This is a genomic window from Gemmata obscuriglobus (assembly GCF_008065095.1).
Classification (GTDB): domain Bacteria; phylum Planctomycetota; class Planctomycetia; order Gemmatales; family Gemmataceae; genus Gemmata; species Gemmata obscuriglobus.
On sequence record NZ_CP042911.1, the window covers coordinates 8,524,136 to 8,545,159 of the forward strand.

Consider the following 21,024-nt stretch of genomic DNA (forward strand, 5'->3'; position numbering starts at 1 on the left):
GCACACGTCATGTGCCAGTGGATATGGCCTCAACAGTTTATAGTGTTTTTATGTATACTATTTTACCGCGGCGTGCGCTGTCGGTTGCGGCGTCTGCGGCGTTGGCCCTGACGGTGATCGAATGGGCGACATGTAAAGGCTTGGCGGGTGCGGCTCAATCGCAAAATATGCCGAATCGGCGATTAGACATAATTAATATTATATCTAATAATTGAATGATTGTGAGATTTTATCGCCTCCGCGCCTGGCAGGCGCCCGACCGAACTCTATCCCGCCATTGGCCCGCGGGCGGCGACGCTCCATTCACCGTGGCACACCCACCGAATCTCGACAATTCAACAAACTTCCCTGGACCGCCGGCCGCGTTCATGGCATGAGCGCACGCATAGCACACGACAGATAGCCCGCGTCCGGGGAGTCCTTCGCGGGGGCGACCCTGCCCCCCCACCGTCGCGGGCACACGGGGGCGTGCGATGAGATCGGCTCTGTCCCGGCTGGCCCCGCTGGTCAGTCTCGGGTTCGTGGTCGCGCCCGGGTGCCAGTCCGCGAAGCCGCCGGAACCGCGCGGCTCGCAGCCACAAGCGGACCTTCAACCCGTACAGCTCGACTACGTCGACTCGGACGCATTTGACCTGCTGTTCGAAACGAGCCTGCGCAACGGGCCGCCGGTAGTCGTGATCCAAACCGGATACGGTAAGCCCGAGTGGGGCGCGCGGTTGAACGCGTGGATCGCGGCCTGGAACCTGGGGCGCGGGGGCGCCGCCCGGGCGCGCGGGCAGATCCCGGGCACACCGACGGTGGTCGTGGACGGCGACAGCATCCGCGAGTTCCGGCTCCTGGTGGACGGGCTGATGGGCCGGGTCGAGGAGTCGGCCCGGACCGGCACCCGGTGGTGGGAGGAGAGGCACATGCGCGAGCGGCGCGTCGCCCTGTTGCGCCCCTACAACCTCCGGTTCCACCTCGACCCCGGGGGGCGCATCCAACTCGTCCTCTTCCACGAGGCGCACGCGGCAAAGTACGAGGGCACCGTTCGCGCGCTGTTCGACCCGGCCGGCGGTGAAGCCCTGGAGTGGGCGCCCGGTTACAGTTGCTCCCGGAGCAAACAGCGGACGACGAGCGCAACAGGGGCGGAGTGAGCAGCAACCAAAGCCGAAGCGCGGCACGGAGAGCCCCCTCTCCGTGCCGCGCTTCTGTTTTAAGTTCGTAGGCGGTTCAGCACACGCAGCAGGCGATCGGGGTGCCGCCCATCATCAGGCAGCAGGTGCAGCCGGCCTTCATGCAGCCCATGACGCAGTCGCAGCACGCCTGGATCATGGCGCAGCACGCGGCGTCGCCGCTGGTGCAGGTGACGCAGCACCCGTTGGCGGTCATCTCGCACTTGCACATCGCCATCGTCATGTTGCAGCAGCACACGGTCATGCCGTTCATCGTGCAGCACAGCGAGCACATGCCCCCGGCCATCATCGCGCACAGGTTCTGCATCATCGTGCACGCCGCCGGGTCGTCGCACTCGCACGTCATCTTCATCCCGCCGGCGCACTTCTCCACCTTCATCATGCACCGCGGCACCATCACCATGTTCGCAGTCGTGGGCATCGCGTTCGTGCCCATCGGCATCGCCGCCGAGCCCATTCCGGTCATCGCAGCGCGGTCCATCATCATTGCGGTAGTCATGTTTAGCTCCGTCTGAGGGACAAAGTTACGGTCGGCTTCCCTCCGTCCCGACCGCTCGATTTCAAGCAAATTACACCACTTCAGCTTCGAAACACGCAAAAGCGCATTACCGCAGTTGCTTTTCTCCGGCGCGAGGTTAGAATTCGAGTAGATACACTACTAAGTTAACTATTCTAGTGATCAATCGCTGACGAATTCCGACTGAGGACCACTCATGTCCGCGCACCGCTTCCTCGAACACCTCCCGAATGCCGCACCCGTGTCGCCCGTTATGTTGGCGGCCCCTTCGTGTGCGTTCGTGCCGTGTCCGGTGTTCGCGGCGATGCCGGTGGGTCAGCAGACTCACGTTCAAGCGATTTATCAACTCGCCGCGGAACGCACCCGCGAGCAACTCCGCCGCCGTCGCCCCTGGCCGCCTCTGTTCTCTGCAAACTGATTGCCGGCGACACACGCCACCCGACCGATCCGGCGAATCATTTGCTGGATCGGTCGGGTGATTTCGTTGAACGCAAATTACCCGCGCCGGTGCCCCGGCGCCTATCAGCAAACCGGGGTTGCGCCCCACTCTGTCAGCATCACAACGGTGATAGGTGCGGTGAACGAAACGGCGGTGCCTCTTCCCCGCCGGCTTCGGAACACAGGAACCCGTAAGCGGCGAACACGAGCCCGACGTGGTGGTGCCAGCCGTGCCAAGTCCGGCCTTCGAAGTGATCCAACCCCAACGCGTTCCGCAGCCAATCGAACCGTAACACCGCGCCAGCGACGGCACCGGCGGACTCGCTCCGGACCGACCCGCCGAGCGCCTGAAGCCCTTCCTGGAAACCAGGGTCTTCGAGGTAACCGGGCTCTCCGGTGACCGCCGGCACTTCCCCTTCGCCGCGCAACTCGTCGAGCAGCCGCAGCGCGATCTCGGCTTTGGACGCGGGTTGCCGGGCGTCCACCGGGACCGCCGTGCCCGCACCGTGTTCGCGGAGCCACGCCGCCGGCAGGTAGAGCCGCGCCGTGAGCGGGAAGTACCCCGCCGGACCGACCTGCGTTACGAACACCCCCACCTGGCAGTTGATCTTTTTGCCCAGCGCTCGGGCGAACTGCGGTTGCACCCCGACCGAGTGCCGCCCCTTCTTGGCGAACGCGCCGTCGTGAATCACCCACACCGCGCCCGAATCGGCTCGCACCGCGAGCGTGCGCCGGACCGCGGCGAACAGCCGCGATGCGTCCCACGGGCTGTGGCTGACAAAGTGCTGGAGCGCTTGTGCCAAGTTCGCTTCGGTCGTGATGACCCGCCCGGCCGCGGCGGCGATCGACTCGACGTTCTTGCGATCGGACGGTTCGAGCAACCCGCGGAGGTACACGCGGAAGCGCAGGAACTGGTCGGCGCGCTGGAACGTCACGCGAAAGCGGGCCGCGTACTCCTCGAACCGCGTCTGCCACCCGTCGCGAAGGGTGAGGCCGGACGCCGGGTCGTTCGGGCGTTCGCGTTCCTCGTCCTGGTGGGCCAAAATCGTGTCTCCACGGGCGGTGGGCAACCAGAGAGGAAGCAATCGTCCCGAATGATTTCTTAATTAATCGATTTAGTCGTGAATTGGAATCAAAAAGGTGCCTCGGTCCCTGGGTTGGACCGTCTCGCGAGCCCACTTCGTCAAGTCGCAGCCCAGCAACATGACAACAACACGGTGATGCTTGTGGTGTCACAAGATGTTAATTGGAATTAGTTTGCGTCAATTCAAGCGATGAGGGCCGCTTCTTGACCTGACGGAGTAGTCCACTGCACGGAATGGATGCGGTGGTTCCCGATTGAAATACATCATCGCAGTCATCATCTTAGTGCGATAGAAGGTGAGCCGCTCATCTGGCTCCAGTGACCTCTTCTCGGAGGGATTCCATGACTGTTCGCATTCGGCGTGGTTTCACGCTGATCGAGTTGCTGGTGGTGATCGCGATCATCGCGATTCTGATCGGGCTCCTGCTACCAGCGGTCCAGAAGGTTCGCGAGGCGGCGGCGCGGCTTCAGTGCCAGAACAACCTCAAGCAGATCGGGCTGGCGGCGCACAACTTCCACGACAGCTACCAGTTCCTGCCGCCGGCGTTCATCGGGGACAACTCCGAGGCCCTTGACGGCTGGGCCACGTGGGGCGCGCTGCTGCTGCCGTACATCGAGCAAACCGCCCAGTACAACTTGTGGGACATCCGCTACCTCGCGTCCCAGCAACCGCTCGCCGCGGTGCAGACGCAGGTCAAGATTTACCTGTGCCCGTCGCGCCCCGCGCCCGTGCTGAGCGTGAGCGATTTCCGGCCCGAGGGTGCCGCGCTCACCGACTACGCGGCGAGTTTCGGCACCCACGCCGCGTACACGTCCTCCACGGGCGCGATCATCCCGAACCTGCCTTACGTCGCGACCGACTCCGGCGGCCGTGTGTACGTCACCAAGTGGTCGAGCCAGACCAACTTCGGCAGCGTCACGGACGGCGCCAGCAACACCACAATGTTCGGCGAAAAGTCGATCCGCCCGAACTCGCTGCGCGGCAAGAACGAGGACCGCAGCGTGTTCGGCGGGAACCGCAACAACATCCGCCGCATGATGGGCACGAGCAGCGTGAACGGCGACGTGCGCCCGCTGCTGCCGCCCGACAACCAGAACCTCCCGTTCGCGAACAGCAGCTTCGGCGGCCCGCACCCGGGCGTCACCAACTTCGTGTTCGTGGACGGCAGCGTCCGCTCGCTGCGGATCAGCACCCCGGTGAACGTGCTGACCGCCCTGGTCACGCGGGCCGGCAGTGAAGTGGTGTCGAACGATTACTAGCCGCGAGGGGACGACGATGAGCACAGACATACGACTCGCTCGCGCGCTCGCCCTGGCACTGGTTCCGGCTCTCGCCGCGGGCTGCACGCGGGGCGAGGGCGGGCACCCGACGGCGGGGCAGGTGGTCTGGTCCGGCGGCCAACTCGGCGGGCACTTCGTCGAGGTGACGCGGGTCGACGACCTGAGCGTGCGCGGGTTCGGAACGATCGGCCCGGACGGGCGCTTCGCGCTGGAGCGGTTGGTGGACGGCAAGACGGTTCCGGGCCTCCCGCCGGGCGAGTACCAGGCGCGGCTGATCCTGACCGACGAGGGGGACGGGCAAGCGAAGAAGCCGAACGTGCCTGCCCGCTACCTGGACCAGAAGACCGCCGGCTGGCGGGTCACGGTGCCCGCGCCCGGGGACGTGACGCTGACCGTGGCCCCGAAATGACGAGCCACGCGGTTCGCCCCGCCCCGGATCGGGTGGCGAGGGGAGAGGCGCTGCCCGGCCCGCCGGTTTCGGACGGGCGAGGGGTCGTGGGAGAGCGACCCTACGCGGGCGGGTGCGAACCGCGTCAGTCACCATCGAACACCGAGGAAACAATACCGTGAACCGGTTCCGACTGATCCCACTCGCGATGCTGGTGCTGGCGTTTTCGGCCACCGCCCGCGCCGCGGACCCGGACGCCGCGAAGGTGGAGTTCTTCGAGAAGAAGGTGCGCCCGATCCTGGCGGGGCACTGTTACGGGTGCCACTCGGCCGACACCAAGCCGGCCGGCGGGCTGCGGGTGGACGACCGCAACGGGCTGCTGTCCGGCGGCAACACCGGCCCGTCCGTCGTGCCCGGCGCGCCCGAGAAGAGCCTGCTCATCACCCGCGTCACCACCAAGAACGAGAAGCGGCGCATGCCCAGCGAGGGCGAAGCGCTGTCCGAGGAGCAGGTGGGCGTGCTGCGCCAGTGGATCAAGGACGGCGCCGCGTGGCCGGCGGTCCGGGTGCCGGCCTCGCTGGGCCAGGCGAAACCCGAGTACGAGAAGCTCAAGAAGGAGCACTGGGCGTTCCGGCCGCTCGCCGAGCCCACAGCACCCGCAGTCAAAGACGCGGCGTGGGCGCGGGGCGCCGTGGACCGGTTCATCCTCGCCGCGCTCGAGGCGAAGGGGCTGAAGCCGGTCGGCGACGCGGACAAGGTGGCGCTGCTCCGGCGCGTGACGTTCGACCTCACCGGGCTGCCGCCCACGCCCGCCGAGATCGACGCGTTCCTGAAAGACGAATCGCCCACGGCGTTCGAGAAGGTGGTGGACCGCCTTCTGGCGTCGCCCCAGTTCGGCGAGCGCTGGGGGCGGCACTGGCTGGACGTGGCCCGGTACGGCGAGAGCACCGGCCCGAGCCGCAACATCCCGTACCCGCACGCGTGGCGGTATCGCGACTACGTGATAGACGCGGTGAACGCCGACGTGCCGTTCGACCGGTTCGTCCGCGAGCAGGTCGCCGGCGACCTGTTGCCCGCAAAGGACGACGCCGAGCGGAACCGGCTGCTCACCGCGACCGGGTTCCTGGCGCTGGGCGTGAAGGACGTGAACCAGCGGTTCAAGGTCCGGTTCGTGATGGACAACGTGGACGAGCAGGTGGACGCGGTCACCCGCTCGGTGCTCGGGCTGACGGTGAGCTGTGCGCGGTGCCACGACCACAAGTTCGACCCGGTGCCGATGGTCGATTACTACGCGCTGGCCGGCATCTTCACCAGCACCGAGAACGCGTCCGGGCTGCGGAACCAGATGGGCGGCGCCGGGCTGGCGTACTACGTCCCGGCGAACCTCGTGCGGCTGACCGGTGATCTGCCGCCGGCGGACCCCGAGAAGGTCGCCAAACTGACCGCCGAAGTGGCAGAAGCGAAGAAGGCCTGGGACGCGATCCGCGGCACCCCCGAGGGCCTCAAACCGGCCCCGAACGGCCAGCCGACGCAGCGCCCGTACCGGCTCAAGTACGAAGCGCTCCAGGGCGAGTTGAACGCGCTCACCGACCCGGCGGCACGCGGGCTGGCGGCGCACGGCGCGCGGGACGCGACAACAGTTGCCGACACCGAGCTGCGCGTCCGCGGCGAGGCGGAAAAGCTCGGGCCGGTGGTGCCGCGCGGGTTCCTGACCGCGTTCGAGGTGCCCGGGGCGGCGAAGGTGAACCCGAAGCAGAGCGGGCGCCTGGAACTGGCCCAGTGGCTCACCAGTTCGGGTAACCCGCTGGCCCCGCGGGTGGCGGTGAACCGCGTGTGGCAGCACCTGTTCGGCACCGGGCTCGTGAACACCGTTGACAACTTCGGGGTGACCGGGGCGGCCCCGTCGCACCCCGAACTGCTCGACCACCTCGCCCGGCAGTTCCTCGCGGACGGGTGGAGTACGAAGAAGCTGGTGCGGCACCTGGTCCTGAGCCGGACGTACCGGCTCAGCTCGGATGCGACCGCGGCGCACCGGGCCGCGGACCCCGACAACCGGCTGCTGTGGCGCCACGCGCCGCGGCGGCTGAGCGCCGAGGAGCTGCGGGACGCGGCGCTGGCCGCGGCCGGCGCCCTGGACCCGAAGCGCCCGGACGGGTCGCCCGCGACCGCGCTGCGGATGGTCGAAATGCGGGACAACGGCCCCGAGTCCAACGCGATCCACGAGAGGGCCGACGCCGCGACCTACCGGAGCGTCTACCTGCCGCTGTTGCGTGGCGTAACGCCGCACGCGCTGGAGGCGTTCGACCCGGTGGACCAGACACTGGTCAGCGGCACCCGTGACACCACCACCGTGCCCGCCCAGGCGCTGTTCCTGCTCAACTCCCCCTTCGTGCGCAAGCAGGCCCTGGTGTTCGCCGAGCGGCTCCTCAAGGACCGCGACGCGGCCGACGCCGACCGCGTTCGCGCGGCGTACCGGTTGAGCGTCGGCCGCGAGCCGACCGACGCGGAGGTCGACCGGGCGCGGGCGTTCGTGGGGGCTTACGAGTCCGAGTACCGCAAGAACCCGCCGAAGGTGGTCAAGGCGCCGGCTCCGAAGAAGGGACCCGCACCGAAGAAGGTCGATGACCCGGCCCAGGACCCGGACCAGATCGACCAGACCAGCGAGACCGTCACCGAGGACGTGGTTCAGGCGAAGGACCCGCGCACCGCCGCCTGGATGGCGTTCACACAAGCCCTCCTCGCCAGCGCCGAGTTCCGCTACGTGAAGTGACCGGCTCGTCGGCCCTGGATCGACACCGGGGCCGACGCCGAAAACCACCAACACCAAACACCAAACACCAAACACTCCCATGCACCAGTTCCCGTCCGTGTCACGCCGCAGCGTGTTGAAATCCGCCAGCGCCGGGTTCGGCTACCTCGCGCTGGCGGGGCTGTTGGGCGAGCAGGCTCGCGCGGCCGAGAAGGCCGCCCCCAAACCTCTTGGGCCGAAGGCACCGCACTTCCCGGCCAAGGCGAAGCGGCTCATCTTCGTCCACATGAACGGGGCGATGTCGCACCACGACACGTTCGACTACAAGCCGCAACTGGTGAAGGACAACGGCAAGCCGGGGCCGGGCGGCGGGGTGCTCACCGCGTCTAAGTTCAAGTGGCAGCAGTACGGGGGCACGGGGTCGTGGTTCTCCGAACTGCTCCCGAACCTGGCCAAGCACGCGGACAGCATGACATGGCTCCGCGGGCTCCACACCGACACCCCGGCGCACCCGCAGGCGGTGGTGCAGTTGCACACCGGCAGCGCGAACGCCGCGCTCACCCGGCCCAGCCTGGGCGCGTGGCTCCTGTACGGGCTGGGCACCGAGAACCAGGACCTGCCCGGGTACGTGACCGTCAACCCGCCGCCCAACTTCGGCGGCGCGGTGAACTACGGCAGCGCGTTCCTGCCGGCCCACTTCCAGGGCACCCGCCTCACCGACCGGGGGCACCTGCCGAACCTCCGCGCCACCGCCGCGAGCGACTTGCAGCGCAAGCAACTGGACCTGATCCAGGGGATGAACCGGGACCTCGCCGCGGCCCCCGGGGCGCCGGACGCGGTGGACGGGGTGATCGAGTCGTTCGAGCTGGCGTTCCAGATGCAGGGGAAGGTGCCGGAGCTGCTCGACATCTCGAAGGAGCCCAAGAAGGTGCTTGAGGCGTATGGGGTGACGGACGGGCCGGCGGGGGCGTTCGCGCGGCAGTGCGTGATGGCCCGGCGGTTGAGCGAGGCGGGCGTGCGGTTCGTGGAGATCTGCCAGCCCGGGTGGGACCACCACAACAACCTGCACAAGGGGCTCATCGACCGGTGCGGGTCGGTGGACCGGCCGACCGCGGCGCTGCTCGCGGACCTCGGCGCGCGCGGGCTGCTGGACGACACGCTGGTGCTGTTCGGGAGCGAGTTCGGACGGCTCCCCACGTCCCAAGGGCAGGACGGGCGGGACCACAACATCACCGGGTACCCGATGTTCCTCGTCGGCGCGGGGGTGAAGCCGGGCGTCACCTACGGCGCCACCGACGAGTACGGGATCAAGGCGGTGGAAGGGCGGATGCACACCACCGACCTGCACGCCACGCTGCTCGCGCTCATGGGGCTGGACCACGAGAAGTTGACCTACAAGTACGCCGGCCGCGACTTCCGGCTCACCGACGTGAAGGGCAACGTGGTCAAAGAGATCTTCGCCTGATTCGCGTTGGAACGCGCCCGGCATTCGGCCGGGCGCGTTCCGAGCGGCAAGGTTGCCCCAGAAGTGAACCGACACCCCCACACTCGCGACCGGCCATTGTGCCGCAGTGTGGGGCGACGGCGTCCGGGAACGTCAGTCTTCGCCGCCCGCCACCCACTCGAACAGCATCCCGAGTGCGGGGGGAATGACCGCGAAAGCCAGCGTTGCCCCAATCGCGCCAGCCAATCCCAAGCCAAGCCCGACCGCCGGGACGCCCCACGCCGCGACGAGCGCCCCGCCGGTCAATCCCAAGCCGGTGGACGCCGTCGTGAACCGCCAGTAATCGCCACCCAGTTCCCGCAGCCTCGCGTCCAACCCGCGGAACAGGCACGCCCCCCACGCCGCGCCGCCGACTGCGGCCAGTGCCGCGACTGCCCACGGCGCCCCGGCACGCTCGACGATCGGTCCCCACAACTGCGCGGTCCCGCCTCCGCCGGCCAAGGCCCCGAACAAACTACCGACGACGAACCCGTACCGCCGCCGGGCCGATTCCCACCGCGCTCGCTCGGCGTCCTCTCGCGCCCCCTCTGCGGCGACCCGCGCGCCGAAGGAACCGTAAACCTCCCGGCCGTGGTTGGGAAGGGCAACGGCCGGTCCGGGTTCGACGCGGCGCACAATCAGCCCCGTGTTGTCACCGCCGACCACGACGACCTCGGACCCGGTCTCGACGTACCCGCCTTCCGAGCGGGCGTCGTGTCGGGTTCCGCCGATTCGGACCACCCCCTGCGGGCGGAGCGCGGTCATCGCCGTCCCACTGTCACCGATGCGCACCGCCACGACCGCCCCTCTGCCTTCTGTGGTTTAAGGACCCCGTTCAGCGGCCCAGCCGCGATTCCAGTGTGCGGTGACAACCTGCAATCCGTTTCACGTCGATGGGTCCGGTGCCGCGCCAGGTTCAGCTTTTCACGTCACTCCTTGCCCAAAAGCAAGTCTACCACCCAACACCCGCCGGCGTACGGGGTTTCGCTGTAGCTGTGGTTCATCACCTCGATAGAGCCGCACCCCGGCGCCCTTGAGCGGGGCCGTCAGAATTGGCATCCGCTCAAAGCCGCTCGCGGCGTCGGTTCGTTCCCCGAGCTGCGGGCTCCCGCCCGGTGCTTTGCGCAGCATTTCCCGGCTATTCGGATGGTGCGACGAGCGCACGGATACGCGCCATTTCGCGGTGCAGCCGGGCAACCGCTCTCATCCGCGTCACGGGCACAGATTCCGTTTATTTGCAGTCGCCCCACCTTACCCAACTGGCGAAGTCGTCGCGAGCGCGGGTAAAATTAGGTACTTTAAATAGGCTCTCCCGCATTCAATCCTACCGAGAGTGAAGCACCGTGAAGCCGTCACAGCTTAACGGGCGCCGGGCCGCGTTCGCGCTGCTCGCCGCGCTCGTGTTCAGTTTTCCGGGCATCGCCAAGTCCGAAGAGGATGACGCCAAGAAAGAGATCGCGGACGTTCAGAAGCAGATCGATCTGCTTCAAAAGAAGCTGGACGCGCTGCGCAAGGGCGAGCCGCCCGCCCCGGCGCCTAACGCGATCCCCGAAACCGCAATCGCCAAGATGACGTGGCGCAACATCGGCCCCGCGAACATGGGCGGGCGCATCACCGCGCTGGCGGTCGTGGAGAGCGACCCGAACACCTACTACGTTGCCACCGCGAGCGGCGGGCTGCTCAAAACCGTCAACAACGGCACCACCTTCAGCTTCGTGTTCGAGAAGGAGGCGACGGTCTCCATCGGTGACGTGGCGGTCGCGCCGAGCGACCCGAACGTCGTGTACGTCGGCACCGGCGAGCACAACCCGCGCAACTCCGTGTCCTACGGCGACGGGGTTTACAAGAGCACCGACGCCGGGAAGACCTGGCAGAACGTCGGGCTGAAGAAGTCGTTCTCGGTCGGGCGGATCGTCGTTCACCCCAAAGACCCCAACACGGTGTACGTCGCCGCGATGGGCCGCGTGTGGGGGCCGAACGAGGAGCGCGGCGTCTTCAAGACCGCGGACGGCGGGAAGACGTGGCAGAAGGTGCTGTACGTCGACGACCGGACCGGGGCCATCGAGCTGCGCATGGACCCGACCGACCCCAACGTGCTGCTCGCGGGGCTGTGGGAGCGGAAGCGGGACGAGTTCGACGGGTTCTTCGGCCAGGGGCCGTGGCCCGGCCCGGACCAGTACGGGCCGATCGTCGCGCACGGCCCGGGGGGCGGGCTGTTCAAAACCGCGGACGCCGGGAAGACCTGGAAGAAGCTCACCGGCGAGAAGGCCGCCCCCGGGTTGCCCACCGCGAAGACCGGCCGCATCGGGCTGGACTACTCGCGCAAGACGAAGGGGCTCGTGTACGCGATCATCGACACCGAGAACATCGGCAAGGGGCGTCCGGTGCTCACGGTGTACATGGGCGTCTCCGGCGAGGGCGAGAAGGAAGGGGCGAAGGTCACCGCGGTCGTCGAGGACGGCCCCGCCGCGAAAGCCGGGTTGAAAGAGGGGGACCTCATCACCGCGATCGACGGCAAGAAGGTCGCCAGTTACGACGAGGTGCTCGACTTCCTGACGAGCAAGAAGCCCGACGACGTGGTGAAGCTCACCGTGGTCCGTGCGAAGGGCAAAGCGAGTGACAAGAAGGACGCGAAAGCGGAAACCGAAACGCTCACCGTCGAGCTGAAGCTCGCGGCCCGGCCCAGCACCCCCGAGCCGAAGAAGGGCGGGTTCCAGCCGAAGGGCGGCCAGCAGACGCTCTCCCCCGGCGGCCTGGCGGTCGAGGTCGCGGGCTTCGACGCGCCGGTGAAGGTCGCGGACGTGCCGAAGGACGGCGCCGCGGCCAAGGCCGGGGTGAAGGCCGGCATGACCATCGTGGCCGTTGAAGGAACGGACACGCCGGACTTCCGCGCGTACCGCACCGAGCTGCGCGTCGGCGGGAAGGTCGAGAACCCGCGGCAGGCCGGCGACAAGGTGAAGGTGTCGTTCCAGGAGGGCGACAAGAAGCCCTTCGAGGTGACACTCGCGCTCGCGGCGGCCGAAACGCGGTTCCAGGGGGGCGGCGGGGGCGGCGGGCGCCCGACTGCCCCGTCGGCCCGGCCGTTCATCATGCAGACGCAGGTGGGCGGGCAGCAGGCGAACGTTCAGAACAACCAGGGCAAGGACGGCTACCAGACCGGCGGCGTGTTCGTGTCGAAGGACAACGGCGACACCTGGACCCGCGTCAACAGCCTCAACCCGCGCCCGTTCTACTTCTCGAACGTCCGCGTCGACCCGACCGACGACAAAACCGTTTACGTCCTCGGCGACACCGTGCTGTGGCGCAGCACCGACGGCGGGAACCGGTTCGCCAGCGCGCAGGCGAGCACCGTCCACCCGGACCACCACGCCCTCTGGATCGACCCGCGGGACAGCCGGCACATGATCCTGGGCTGCGACGGCGGGTTCTACTCCACCTACGACCGCGGCGCCACCTGGGACCACCTGAACGTGCTGGCGCTGGGGCAGTTCTACCACGTCGCGGTGGACACCCGGAAGCCGTACCGGGTGTACGGCGGGTTGCAGGACAACGGGAGCTGGGGCGGGCCGTCGCGCACGCTCCGCGGCACCGGCCCGGCGAACGAGGACTGGCAGTACCTCCGCGGCGGCGACGGGTTCGTGTGCCGCGTGGACCCGAACGACCCCGACGTGGTCTACTCGGAGAGCCAGAACGGCGCCATCGGCTGGATCAACCTGAAGACCGGCGAGCAGAAGGGCACCCGCCCGCGCCCGGTCAAGCCGGGCGAGGCGCTGCGGTTCAACTGGAACACGCCGTTCATCCTGTCGGCCCACAACTCCGGCATCTTCTACTGTGGCGCGCAGTACGTGTTCCGCTCGGTGAACCGCGGGGAGAACCTGAAGGCCGTCAGCCCCGATCTGACGCGCACCAAACAGGGCTCGATGACGGCGCTCGCCGAGAGCCCCAAGAGCGCGGACGTGCTGTGGGCCGGCACCGACGACGGCAACCTGTGGGTGACGCGGGACGGCGGCGGGAACTGGACCAACGCGCTGGAGGCCCTCAAGAAGGCCGGGCTGCCGGGGCCGCGGTGCGTCAGCGCGATCGAGCCCGGGCGCACGAAAGAAGGGCTGTGCTACGTGGCCCTCGACGGGCACCGCTCCGACGACGACAAGCCGTACCTCTTCGTGACCGAGGACTACGGCGCGACCTGGAAGAGCGTTACGGGGAACCTTCCGGCGTTCGGTTCGACGCGGGTGATCCGCGAGGACATCACGGCGCCCGAGATCCTGTACTGCGGCACCGAGTTCGGTATTTGGGTGTCGGTCAACCGCGGCGCGAGCTGGGCGAAGCTGAACAGCAACCTGCCCACCGTGGCGGTTCATGAGGTCGCGCAGCCCACGACCGCGAGCGAGATCGTGGTCGCGACGCACGGCCGGAGCGTGTGGGTGCTGGACGTGGCGAGCCTGCGTCAGATGAAGCCCGAGGCGCTCGCGGCCCCGGCCACCCTGTTCGCGCCGGCGCCGGTGACGCGGTGGCAGTTCGGGCCGGGCAGCTTCCCGTACTCGCGGGACGTGCGCAAGTTCTACGGCACTAACCCGGCCCCCGGCGGCAGCATCGAGTACCTGCTCACCAAACCCGCGAAGGACGTGAGCCTGAAGGTCCTCGACGTGAACAACAAGGTGGTGCGCGAGTTCCGCGGCCCGCCCGCGGCGGCCGGGTTCCACAAGCTCACGTGGGCGCCGCCGCGGGCCGGCGCGTACCGCGTCGTTCTGACCGCAGACGGTAAGGAGTACGCGCAGATGGCGGTGGTCGAGAACGACCCGAACGCGGACCCGAAGGCGGTCATCACGGACGCCCCGCAACCGGTTCCCGGCGGGGACGCCGACGGCGACGAGGAAGAGGAGGAGTTGAGGAAGGAAGTGGCGCCGTTCATCCCGAAGGCACGGGACTGAGACGAGCGAAGGCGTGTTCACCGCAGAGGGCACGGGAGGGCGCAGAGAGGGAGCCAGGGGAGAAGTTCAACTCTCCTGGCTCCCTCTCTGCGCCCTCTCGTGCCCTCTGCGGTGAACACGCCTTCGCCTTCTACTCGGCCATTTCGTCCGTGATGATGGCGTCGGTGAAGACGTTCTGGACGTCGTCGTGGTCGTCCAGCGCGTCCATGAACCGGACCACCTTCTTGCCGGTCTCCACGTCGATCTCTTTGGGCGCCTTCGCCAGGAACTTCACCTCGGCCTCGAACGTCTCGAGGTTGGCGGCCTTGAGCGCCTCCAGCACCGCCGAGAACTTGGACGGGTCGCAGGTGATCTCGAACGCGTCGCCCTCGCGCTTCATGTCGTCGGCGCCGGCCTCCAGCGCCACGCCCATGATCGCGTCCTCGTCCTTGAACTTGGTCGCGTCGATGGCGAAGAACCCCTTGCGGTCGAACAGGTACAGGGCGCTGTTCGGCTTGCCCGGCTCCGTGTTGGCCCGCTCGAAGATCTTCTTGATCTCGCCGTTGGTGCGGTTCCGGTTGTCGGTCATCACTTCCACCAGCACCGCGACCCCGTTCGTCATGCCCTCGTACAGGATCTCGTCGAAGGTGACCCCTTCCAGCTCGCCGGTGCCGCGCTTGATGGCCCGCTCGATGTTGTCCTTGGGCATCGACACGGACCGGGCCTTGTCGATGGCGTACCGGAGCGGCAGGTTCATCGTGGGGTCGCCGCCACCGTTCTTGGCCGCGATGATGATGTACCGGCTGAGCTTGCTGAACAGCTTGCCGCGCTTCGCGTCCACCACCGCCTTGTGGCGCATGATGTTCTTCGCGTGACTGTGGCCTGCCATGTCTCCAAAACCTCTCGGGAACGGGTGGTGCAACCAGTATAGCAGTCGGCCCGGGGCGTGGCGTCCGCGCCCGCCGGGTGGTACGATCACGGCACCCACAGCGGGCGGCCACAATTGCGCCCCGAGAACAAAAAAGCCCGGCCGCGTTGGCGCGAGGTGAGCGTATGACCGAAGCCGACTGGCTGGCGTGCCGCGAGCCCGCGCCGATGCTCGACGCGCTGGGCGACCTCGCCAGCCCGCGGAAGCTGCGCCTGTTCGCGTGCGCGTGCTGCCGCCGGCTGGAGGCGCCGCTCCCGCACCTCTGGAACCCCGCGACGCTGGACGTCGCGGAACGGTTCGCCGACGGGCACGTCTCGAGCGACGAGCTGCGCGACGCCTGGCGGCGGGTCGGCGAAGACCTGCACACCGCTCACCGCCGTATCGAACTCGAAACCCGCAGCGGGACCCGGCAGCCGAAAGACGCGCACGCGTCCGCACTGCTGGAGGCCCAGTACTCGGCCCTGCGCGAACTCAGCACGGCGGTCGCCTTGATCATCAGCCGCGGGGGCCTCGGGCGGGACGCGGCGCAAGCGGCGCGTGGCGCGGCGCAAGCGGCCGCGCTCCGCAGCACCCTCAGCGGCTGGCCGGTGCGCGCCGCCGGGGCGGACGCGGGTTGTGCCGAACAGGTCGCGCAGGCGGAACTCGTGCGCGACCTGTTCGCGGACCGGTTCTGGTTCGTCGTGCCCGATCCCGCGTGGCTTACGGCCGACGTGCGGGCGCTGGCGAACCACATCTACGACGGGCACGCGTTCGAGCACATGCCGATTCTGGCCGATGCGCTTCAAGACGCCGGGTGCGAGAGCGGCCGGGTCCTCGACCACTGCCGCGGCCCGGCGCCGCACGCCCGCGGGTGCTGGGTGATCGATCTGGTGCTGGGCAAGGAGTAGAGCGCGGGCGGGTTCCGAGCGGAAACCCCGTGCGTCGGTCCGGTTGGTTGGGGCTGGTTGTTGTGGCCCGGCTGCACTTGGCCCCGCGAACAGCCACAACCGCTCCGAGGTCGCACTCAACCACAGGCGCTGGAGTATCAAGCGATGACTTACTTTGCCACGATTCATCTCGCGTTGAGAACCAGTGGCGGAAAGAAGCCGCGGGCCTGGCTTTTCCAGGCGCGCGGCTTCTTTCCGCCACTGGTTCCGGAGGCGGTCGACACTGCTCAGTTCGTTTTTAGATGATCTGTTTGATCGGCTCGGCCCCTTCAACGCCGACCAGCTTCTGGTCGAGCCCGCCGTAGAAGTACGTGAGCTTGTTCGGGTCCAGCCCCATCTGGTGCAGCACGGTGGCGTGCAGGTTCTTGACGTGGAACCGGTCGTCCACCGCGAAGTTGCCCAACTCGTCCGTCGTCCCCACGCTCACGCCGCCCTTGATCCCGCCGCCGGCCAGCCACGAGGTGAACCCGTAGGCGTTGTGGTCGCGGCCGGTGCCCTGGGCGTACTCCGCGGTCGGTTGGCGGCCGAACTCGCCGCTCCAGATCACGACGGTGCTGTCCAGCAGCCCGCGGCGCTTCAGGTCGGTGAGCAGCCCGGCGATCGGCTTGTCCGTCGCGCCGGCGTGCAGCGAGTGGTTCTTCACCAGGTCGCCGTGCGCGTCCCAGTTGTGGTCGTTGTGGTTGCCGCCGGAGTAGATCTGGATGAACCGCACGCCGCGCTCCACCAGCCGCCGGGCCAGCAGGCACTTCCGGCCGAAGTCTTCCGTCTTCTTGTCGTCCATCCCGTACAGCTTCTTCGTCTCCTCGGTCTCCTTGGCGAAGTCGACGGCCTCGGGGGCGTGCTCCTGCATCTTGTACGCCAGCTCGTAGCTCGCGATGCGGGCCACCAGCTCGCTGTTGTCCTGGCGCGCCGCGAGGTGCTCCTGGTTCTTCTCCTTGAGCCGGTCGAGCAGGTCCCGCTGCTGCGCGCGGGTCATCCCCTCGGCCACGGCGAGGTCGTGGATCGGGGTCTTGTCGGCGCGGATCTGCACGCCCTGGTACGCGGCCGGCATGTACCCGCTGGACCAGTTCTTCGGGCCGTTGATCGGGCCGCCGCTGTGGTCGAGCATTACCACGAAGCCGGGCAGGTTCTCGTTCACGCTCCCCAGGCCGTAGGTGACCCAGCTCCCGAGGCACGGGCTGCCGGACAGGAGCCGCCCGCTGTTCATCATGAGCAGGCCGGACCCGTGGATCGGCGACTCGGCGTACATGGAGTGGATGAACGCGATGTCGTCCACGCACTGCCCCACGTTGGGGAACAGGTCGCTGACCCGTTTGCCGCACTTGCCGTAGTTCTTGAACGCGTACTTCGGCCCGACGACGCGGCCGGTGTTCTTGTGCCCGCCGCGGCCGAACGTCTTCACCGGGATGGTTTTCCCGTCGAGCCGGGCCAGTTCGGGCTTCTCGTCGAACGTGTCGACCTGGCTCGGCCCGCCGTACATGAACAGGAAGATGACGGCCTTCGCCTTGGCCGGGTACATCGGGGCCTTGGGCGCCATCGGGTTCGTGAACGTGGTGCCCGCGGACTTCGGCGCCTCGTTCGCCAGCAGCCTGTCGTTGTGGAACAGCCCGGTAAGGCCGAGCGCGCCGAACCCGGCCCCGGTCTCCCACAGGAGCTCGCGGCGCGTCCGGCGGCAGAACTGGTCGGCGTCGTTATTGTGCATGGCGTGAGCCTCGGTTTCGGTTAGTTCCACACGTCGAAGGTGAGCCCGGGCACCTGAGCGTAATCGCGGGCATTTCGGGTCGCGAGCGTGGCCCCGTGGACAACACAGATCGCGGCGATACGGAGGTCGTTCGTTCCAACGCGGATCTTGGCCGCTCGCCACTGACGCACCAGCGCATCGGCCGCGGCGGTGTACGGCAGAAGCGCGAACGGGACTATAACCGTCAGGCTTTCCTGCAAGCGTCCGAATGCGAATTCTAAACTCATTCGCCCTTTGCCGGCTTCGGCCTGTCGCACGGCGTTCAACCAGCCACGAACGACTTCCCCCGCAACGACGATCGGGACAAACCGTTCGGCGGGAGCAACGGCACCGAGCCGTCGCTCGTACACCGCGTTGCCGGCGAAGAGTTCCGTCAGCACGTCGGTGTCGAGTGCCGTCATTCCGGAAACTCCGCAGCCTTCTGGGCGTCGCGCTCCCGGTAGATCTCGTCACACAACTCGCGCCAAGCTTGAGCCTTATCGGGCGACTCGTCAGGAGCGGGCGGCGGGACCGTCACCAGCACCACCTCGCCCGCAGTCATACGGCTTTGGAGCTGGGCTGTGACGGCCGACACCGCCTGCTCCTTGGTCGCGCCCTCGGACGCAACTCGTGGGTCCCCGAGCACGCTCGCCGTGAACGTGCCGTTGGACTGCGTCACAAAAATCGGGAACGTCATGCGCGGCCCTCCTGTTCGCATCGTAACAGGTGCGGCTCAGTCCAGGTAAACGAACTCGTTGGCGTTCAGGCACAGCAAGGCGTACCGCGTGAGCGCCTGGGCGTCACTCAGCTTGTGCTTCTCCTTCAACTGGGCGATGAACGCGGCGTCCGCCTTCACCTCGTCCGCCGACGGCACCCGCCCGGTGGTGAGGCGCACCGCGCGGGCGATCTGGGCCGCCACGTTGTCGGGCGCCTCCTTCTGGAGCCGCTTCGCGAACGCCTCGGCCTGCTCGTTAGCGAACTCGCCGTTGAGCAGCCCGAGCGACTGCGTCGGCACCGTGGTCACGTACCGCACCGGGCAGCTCGAGTCCGGGTCCGGCTGGTCGAACCCGACCAGGATCGGCACCCGCAGCGACCGCTTGACGTGCGCGTACACGCTGCGCCGGTTCCCTTCGTCCGGCGGCGACGTGGGCCACCCCTGGCCCGGCACGGACTGGCCCGCCAGCACCTCCTTCGGGATCTTCGGGTAGGTGCTCGGGCCGCCCATCTTCAGGTTCAGCGCGCCGCTCACCGCCAGGATCGAGTCCCGCACCTCCTCGCCCGACAGGCGCCGCATGTTGAACCGCCACAGGAGGTTGTTCGCGGGGTCCGCCTTCAGGTTGCCGGCGTCGGCCCGGGCCGACAGTTGGTACACGCTCGACATCATGATGAGCTTGTGGAGCCGCTTCAGCTTCCACTCGCCGCCCGTCAGCTCCTGAGCGAGCCAGTCGAGCAGCTCGGGGTGCGTGGGGGCCGAGCCGAGCTTGCCGAAGTCGTTGGCGCTGTCCACGATCCCGCGGCCGAAGTGGTACTGCCACACCCGGTTCACCATCACCCGGGCGGTGAGCGGGTTGTCCTTCGACGCGATCCAGTTCGCCAGCACGGTGCGCCGGCCGCTCGACTTCTGGCCCGGCTTGGGCGGCGCGATCTCGGGCTCCGGCAGCCCCAGCACCTCCGGGAACCCGGGCTTCACTTCCTTGCCCTTCGCCTGCGGCGAGCCGCGCACCAGAATGTGCGTGGTGGGCGGGGTCCGTTCGCAGTTGTTGACCGACAGCGCGAGCTGCTGGCCCGCCGGGCGGGTCCGCTTTTCCAGCTCCGCGCGCTCGCCCTTGAGCGCCGCGTACCCGTCCTTCACCGCCCCCTTCAGGGCCGGGACCACCTTCCGCTCGATCACCTGCGGCCGGTCGGGTCCCTCGGAGGCGCGCTGGTCCTCGGCGGGCAGCGTCTTGATGACGTTCTCCTCGATCTCCTCCATCAGCTTCTTGATCTCGGCCGCCCGGGCCATGCGCTTCTTGAGGTCCTCCTCGTACTTCGCGCGCTGCTCCGGCGGGGTGATGTCCGAAAGGCTGTTCGCGGACCGCACGTCCCGGTTCTCGGAGTACGGCTTGATGTCCCGGAAGAACGCGACCAGCTTGTAGTAGTCGGCGGCCGGGATCGGGTCCGCCTTGTGGTCGTGGCACCGGGCGCAGTTGAAGGTGGTGCCCAGGAACCCCTGGCCCACCGTGGACACGATGTCGTCGTACCCGTCGAACACGGCCAGCAGCGGGTCGGCCGGCTCGTCGTCCCAGATGCCGAGCCGGTAGAACCCGGTCGCGATCACCGCGTCGGGGTTGTAGCCCGGCACCTCGTCCCCCGCGAGCTGCTCCTTCACGAACTGGTCGTACGGCTTGTCGTCGTTGAAACTCTTGATGACGTAGTCGCGGTACCGCCACGCGAACGGCTTCGGGCCGTCGCGCTCGTACCCGTTGGTCTCCGCGAACCGCACCACGTCGAGCCAGTGCCGGCCCCACTTCTCGCCGTAGTGCGGGGAGGCCAGCAGCCGGTCGATCAGCTTCTCGTAGGCGTCGGGCGACCGGTCCGCGACGAACGCGTCCACCTCTTCCGGGGACGGCGGCAGCCCGGTGAGGTCGTACGCGGCGCGGCGGATTAGCGCCGCCTTCTCCGCGGGCGCGACCGGCTTCAGCCCCTTCGCTTCGAGCTTCGCCAGCACGAACGCGTCGATCGGCGTCTTCACCCACCCCGCGTCCTTCACCGCCGGCACGGCCGGGCGCGTGACGGGCTGGTAGGCCCAGTACTTCTTGGCCTCTTCGGTGACGACGCCCTTGTGCGCGGCCTTCTCGGCGCCGCCGAGCCGGTCCGCCGGGACCGGCAGCCCGTCCTTCACCCACTTCTCGATGGTCGCGATGTCCTTGTCGGGCATCTTGCCCTTCGGGGGCATCTTGGCCGCGTCGTCCTTGTAGTGGATCGTCTTGAGCAGCAGGCTGTCCGCGGGCGCTTTGAGATCGACCGCCGGGCCGCTCTCCCCGCCGGCGAGCACGCCCTTGCGGGTGGCGAGGTTGAACTCGCCCTTCAGCTTCGCCGGGTCGGCGCCGTGGCACTTGAGGCAGTGCTGCGTGAGCACCGGCAGCACCTCCTTCTCGTAGAAGCTCACCTGCGCGGCGGTGAACTTCGGCGCGGGCTCGGCCGCCTTGTCGTCGGCCGCGCGGGAGCGGAACCCGCCGGCGAACGCGACCAGCGCCGCGGCGAAGCCGGTGAGCGCGAGCGTGCGTGAGATGCGTGAGGTCATGGCGTGGGTCCGGCAGGCGGGGGGCGATTGCGTAATCGGTGGGTCGGTCGCGCCGGGGAGGGGCACTCTCTCGGTTATTCTCGGGGGCGCCGCCCGGGCCGCACAGGGCGACTCGGGCGGCACGCTCTTGGGTTTTCAGTGG

Annotated in this window: 14 protein-coding genes and 1 pseudogene; 7 read left to right on the forward strand and 8 right to left on the reverse strand. The window is 68.1% G+C overall.

The window, feature by feature from the left end:
- Nucleotides 1–473 precede the first annotated feature (473 nt).
- Complete coding sequence (locus GobsT_RS35420; RefSeq protein ID WP_010043121.1) at nucleotides 474–1,136, forward strand: hypothetical protein; 663 nt, start codon at nucleotides 474–476, stop codon at nucleotides 1,134–1,136.
- Between the two features lie 76 nt (nucleotides 1,137–1,212).
- Here the strand turns inward: GobsT_RS35420 and GobsT_RS35425 are convergent, their stop codons facing one another.
- Both GobsT_RS35425 and GobsT_RS35430 read right to left on the reverse strand, forming a co-directional pair.
- Nucleotides 1,213–1,674: a hypothetical protein gene (locus GobsT_RS35425; RefSeq protein WP_071529350.1), complete on the reverse strand. Its 462-nt coding sequence runs from the start codon at nucleotides 1,672–1,674 to the stop codon at nucleotides 1,213–1,215.
- An 806-nt stretch (nucleotides 1,675–2,480) separates the two neighbouring features.
- Nucleotides 2,481–3,215: pseudogene (locus GobsT_RS35430) on the reverse strand (IS701 family transposase); the annotation flags it as partial.
- Between the two features lie 341 nt (nucleotides 3,216–3,556).
- On the opposite strand from GobsT_RS35430, the gene GobsT_RS35435 reads away from it, so the two are divergent.
- From GobsT_RS35435 to GobsT_RS35450, 4 genes are all read left to right on the forward strand, one after another.
- Complete coding sequence (locus GobsT_RS35435) at nucleotides 3,557–4,474, forward strand: DUF1559 domain-containing protein (protein ID WP_010049185.1); 918 nt, start codon at nucleotides 3,557–3,559, stop codon at nucleotides 4,472–4,474.
- Between the two features lie 16 nt (nucleotides 4,475–4,490).
- Nucleotides 4,491–4,904 carry a hypothetical protein gene (locus GobsT_RS35440; protein ID WP_010049187.1) on the forward strand — a complete coding sequence of 138 codons (414 nt, stop codon included), beginning with the start codon at nucleotides 4,491–4,493 and terminating at the stop codon, nucleotides 4,902–4,904.
- 187 nt (nucleotides 4,905–5,091) lie between these two features.
- On the forward strand, nucleotides 5,092–7,653 hold the full coding sequence (locus tag GobsT_RS35445) for a PSD1 and planctomycete cytochrome C domain-containing protein (RefSeq protein WP_050790373.1): 2,562 nt from the start codon (nucleotides 5,092–5,094) through the stop codon (nucleotides 7,651–7,653).
- A 79-nt stretch (nucleotides 7,654–7,732) separates the two neighbouring features.
- Nucleotides 7,733–9,097, forward strand: a complete 1,365-nt coding sequence (locus GobsT_RS35450) for a DUF1501 domain-containing protein (protein ID WP_109571395.1) — start codon at nucleotides 7,733–7,735, stop codon at nucleotides 9,095–9,097.
- A 132-nt stretch (nucleotides 9,098–9,229) separates the two neighbouring features.
- On the opposite strand, the gene GobsT_RS35455 is transcribed toward GobsT_RS35450, so the two are convergent.
- The gene (locus GobsT_RS35455) at nucleotides 9,230–9,913 is read right to left on the reverse strand and encodes an NfeD family protein (protein ID WP_010050662.1); all 684 of its coding nucleotides are present in this window, start codon (nucleotides 9,911–9,913) and stop codon (nucleotides 9,230–9,232) included.
- Between the two features lie 545 nt (nucleotides 9,914–10,458).
- On the opposite strand from GobsT_RS35455, the gene GobsT_RS35460 reads away from it, so the two are divergent.
- Nucleotides 10,459–14,046: a VPS10 domain-containing protein gene (locus tag GobsT_RS35460; RefSeq protein ID WP_010050660.1), complete on the forward strand. Its 3,588-nt coding sequence runs from the start codon at nucleotides 10,459–10,461 to the stop codon at nucleotides 14,044–14,046.
- 130 nt (nucleotides 14,047–14,176) lie between these two features.
- On the opposite strand, the gene GobsT_RS35465 is transcribed toward GobsT_RS35460, so the two are convergent.
- Nucleotides 14,177–14,914 (reverse strand): YebC/PmpR family DNA-binding transcriptional regulator, encoded by a 738-nt coding sequence (locus GobsT_RS35465; RefSeq protein ID WP_109571394.1) that lies wholly within the window; start codon nucleotides 14,912–14,914, stop codon nucleotides 14,177–14,179.
- 164 nt (nucleotides 14,915–15,078) lie between these two features.
- Between GobsT_RS35465 and GobsT_RS40265 the strand changes: the two genes are divergently transcribed.
- Entirely contained in the window at nucleotides 15,079–15,840 is a 762-nt protein-coding gene (locus tag GobsT_RS40265; RefSeq protein ID WP_010053007.1) for a hypothetical protein, read from the forward strand.
- A gap of 277 nt (nucleotides 15,841–16,117) precedes the next feature.
- On the opposite strand, the gene GobsT_RS35475 is transcribed toward GobsT_RS40265, so the two are convergent.
- Genes GobsT_RS35475 through GobsT_RS35490 form a run of 4 tightly spaced genes read right to left on the reverse strand, consistent with a single transcriptional unit; the run spans nucleotide 16,118 to nucleotide 20,882 of the window.
- Nucleotides 16,118–17,581: a DUF1501 domain-containing protein gene (locus tag GobsT_RS35475; RefSeq protein ID WP_010044707.1), complete on the reverse strand. Its 1,464-nt coding sequence runs from the start codon at nucleotides 17,579–17,581 to the stop codon at nucleotides 16,118–16,120.
- A 20-nt stretch (nucleotides 17,582–17,601) separates the two neighbouring features.
- The gene (locus GobsT_RS35480; protein ID WP_010044704.1) at nucleotides 17,602–18,021 is read right to left on the reverse strand and encodes a type II toxin-antitoxin system VapC family toxin; all 420 of its coding nucleotides are present in this window, start codon (nucleotides 18,019–18,021) and stop codon (nucleotides 17,602–17,604) included.
- The gene (locus tag GobsT_RS35485) at nucleotides 18,018–18,296 is read right to left on the reverse strand and encodes a hypothetical protein (RefSeq protein ID WP_010044700.1); all 279 of its coding nucleotides are present in this window, start codon (nucleotides 18,294–18,296) and stop codon (nucleotides 18,018–18,020) included. The genes GobsT_RS35480 and GobsT_RS35485 overlap by 4 nt, the downstream gene beginning before the upstream one ends.
- A 36-nt stretch (nucleotides 18,297–18,332) precedes the next feature.
- A complete protein-coding gene (locus tag GobsT_RS35490; RefSeq protein WP_010044698.1) occupies nucleotides 18,333–20,882 on the reverse strand; it encodes a PSD1 and planctomycete cytochrome C domain-containing protein in 2,550 nt (849 codons plus the stop codon).
- Nucleotides 20,883–21,024: the final 142 nt, after the last annotated feature.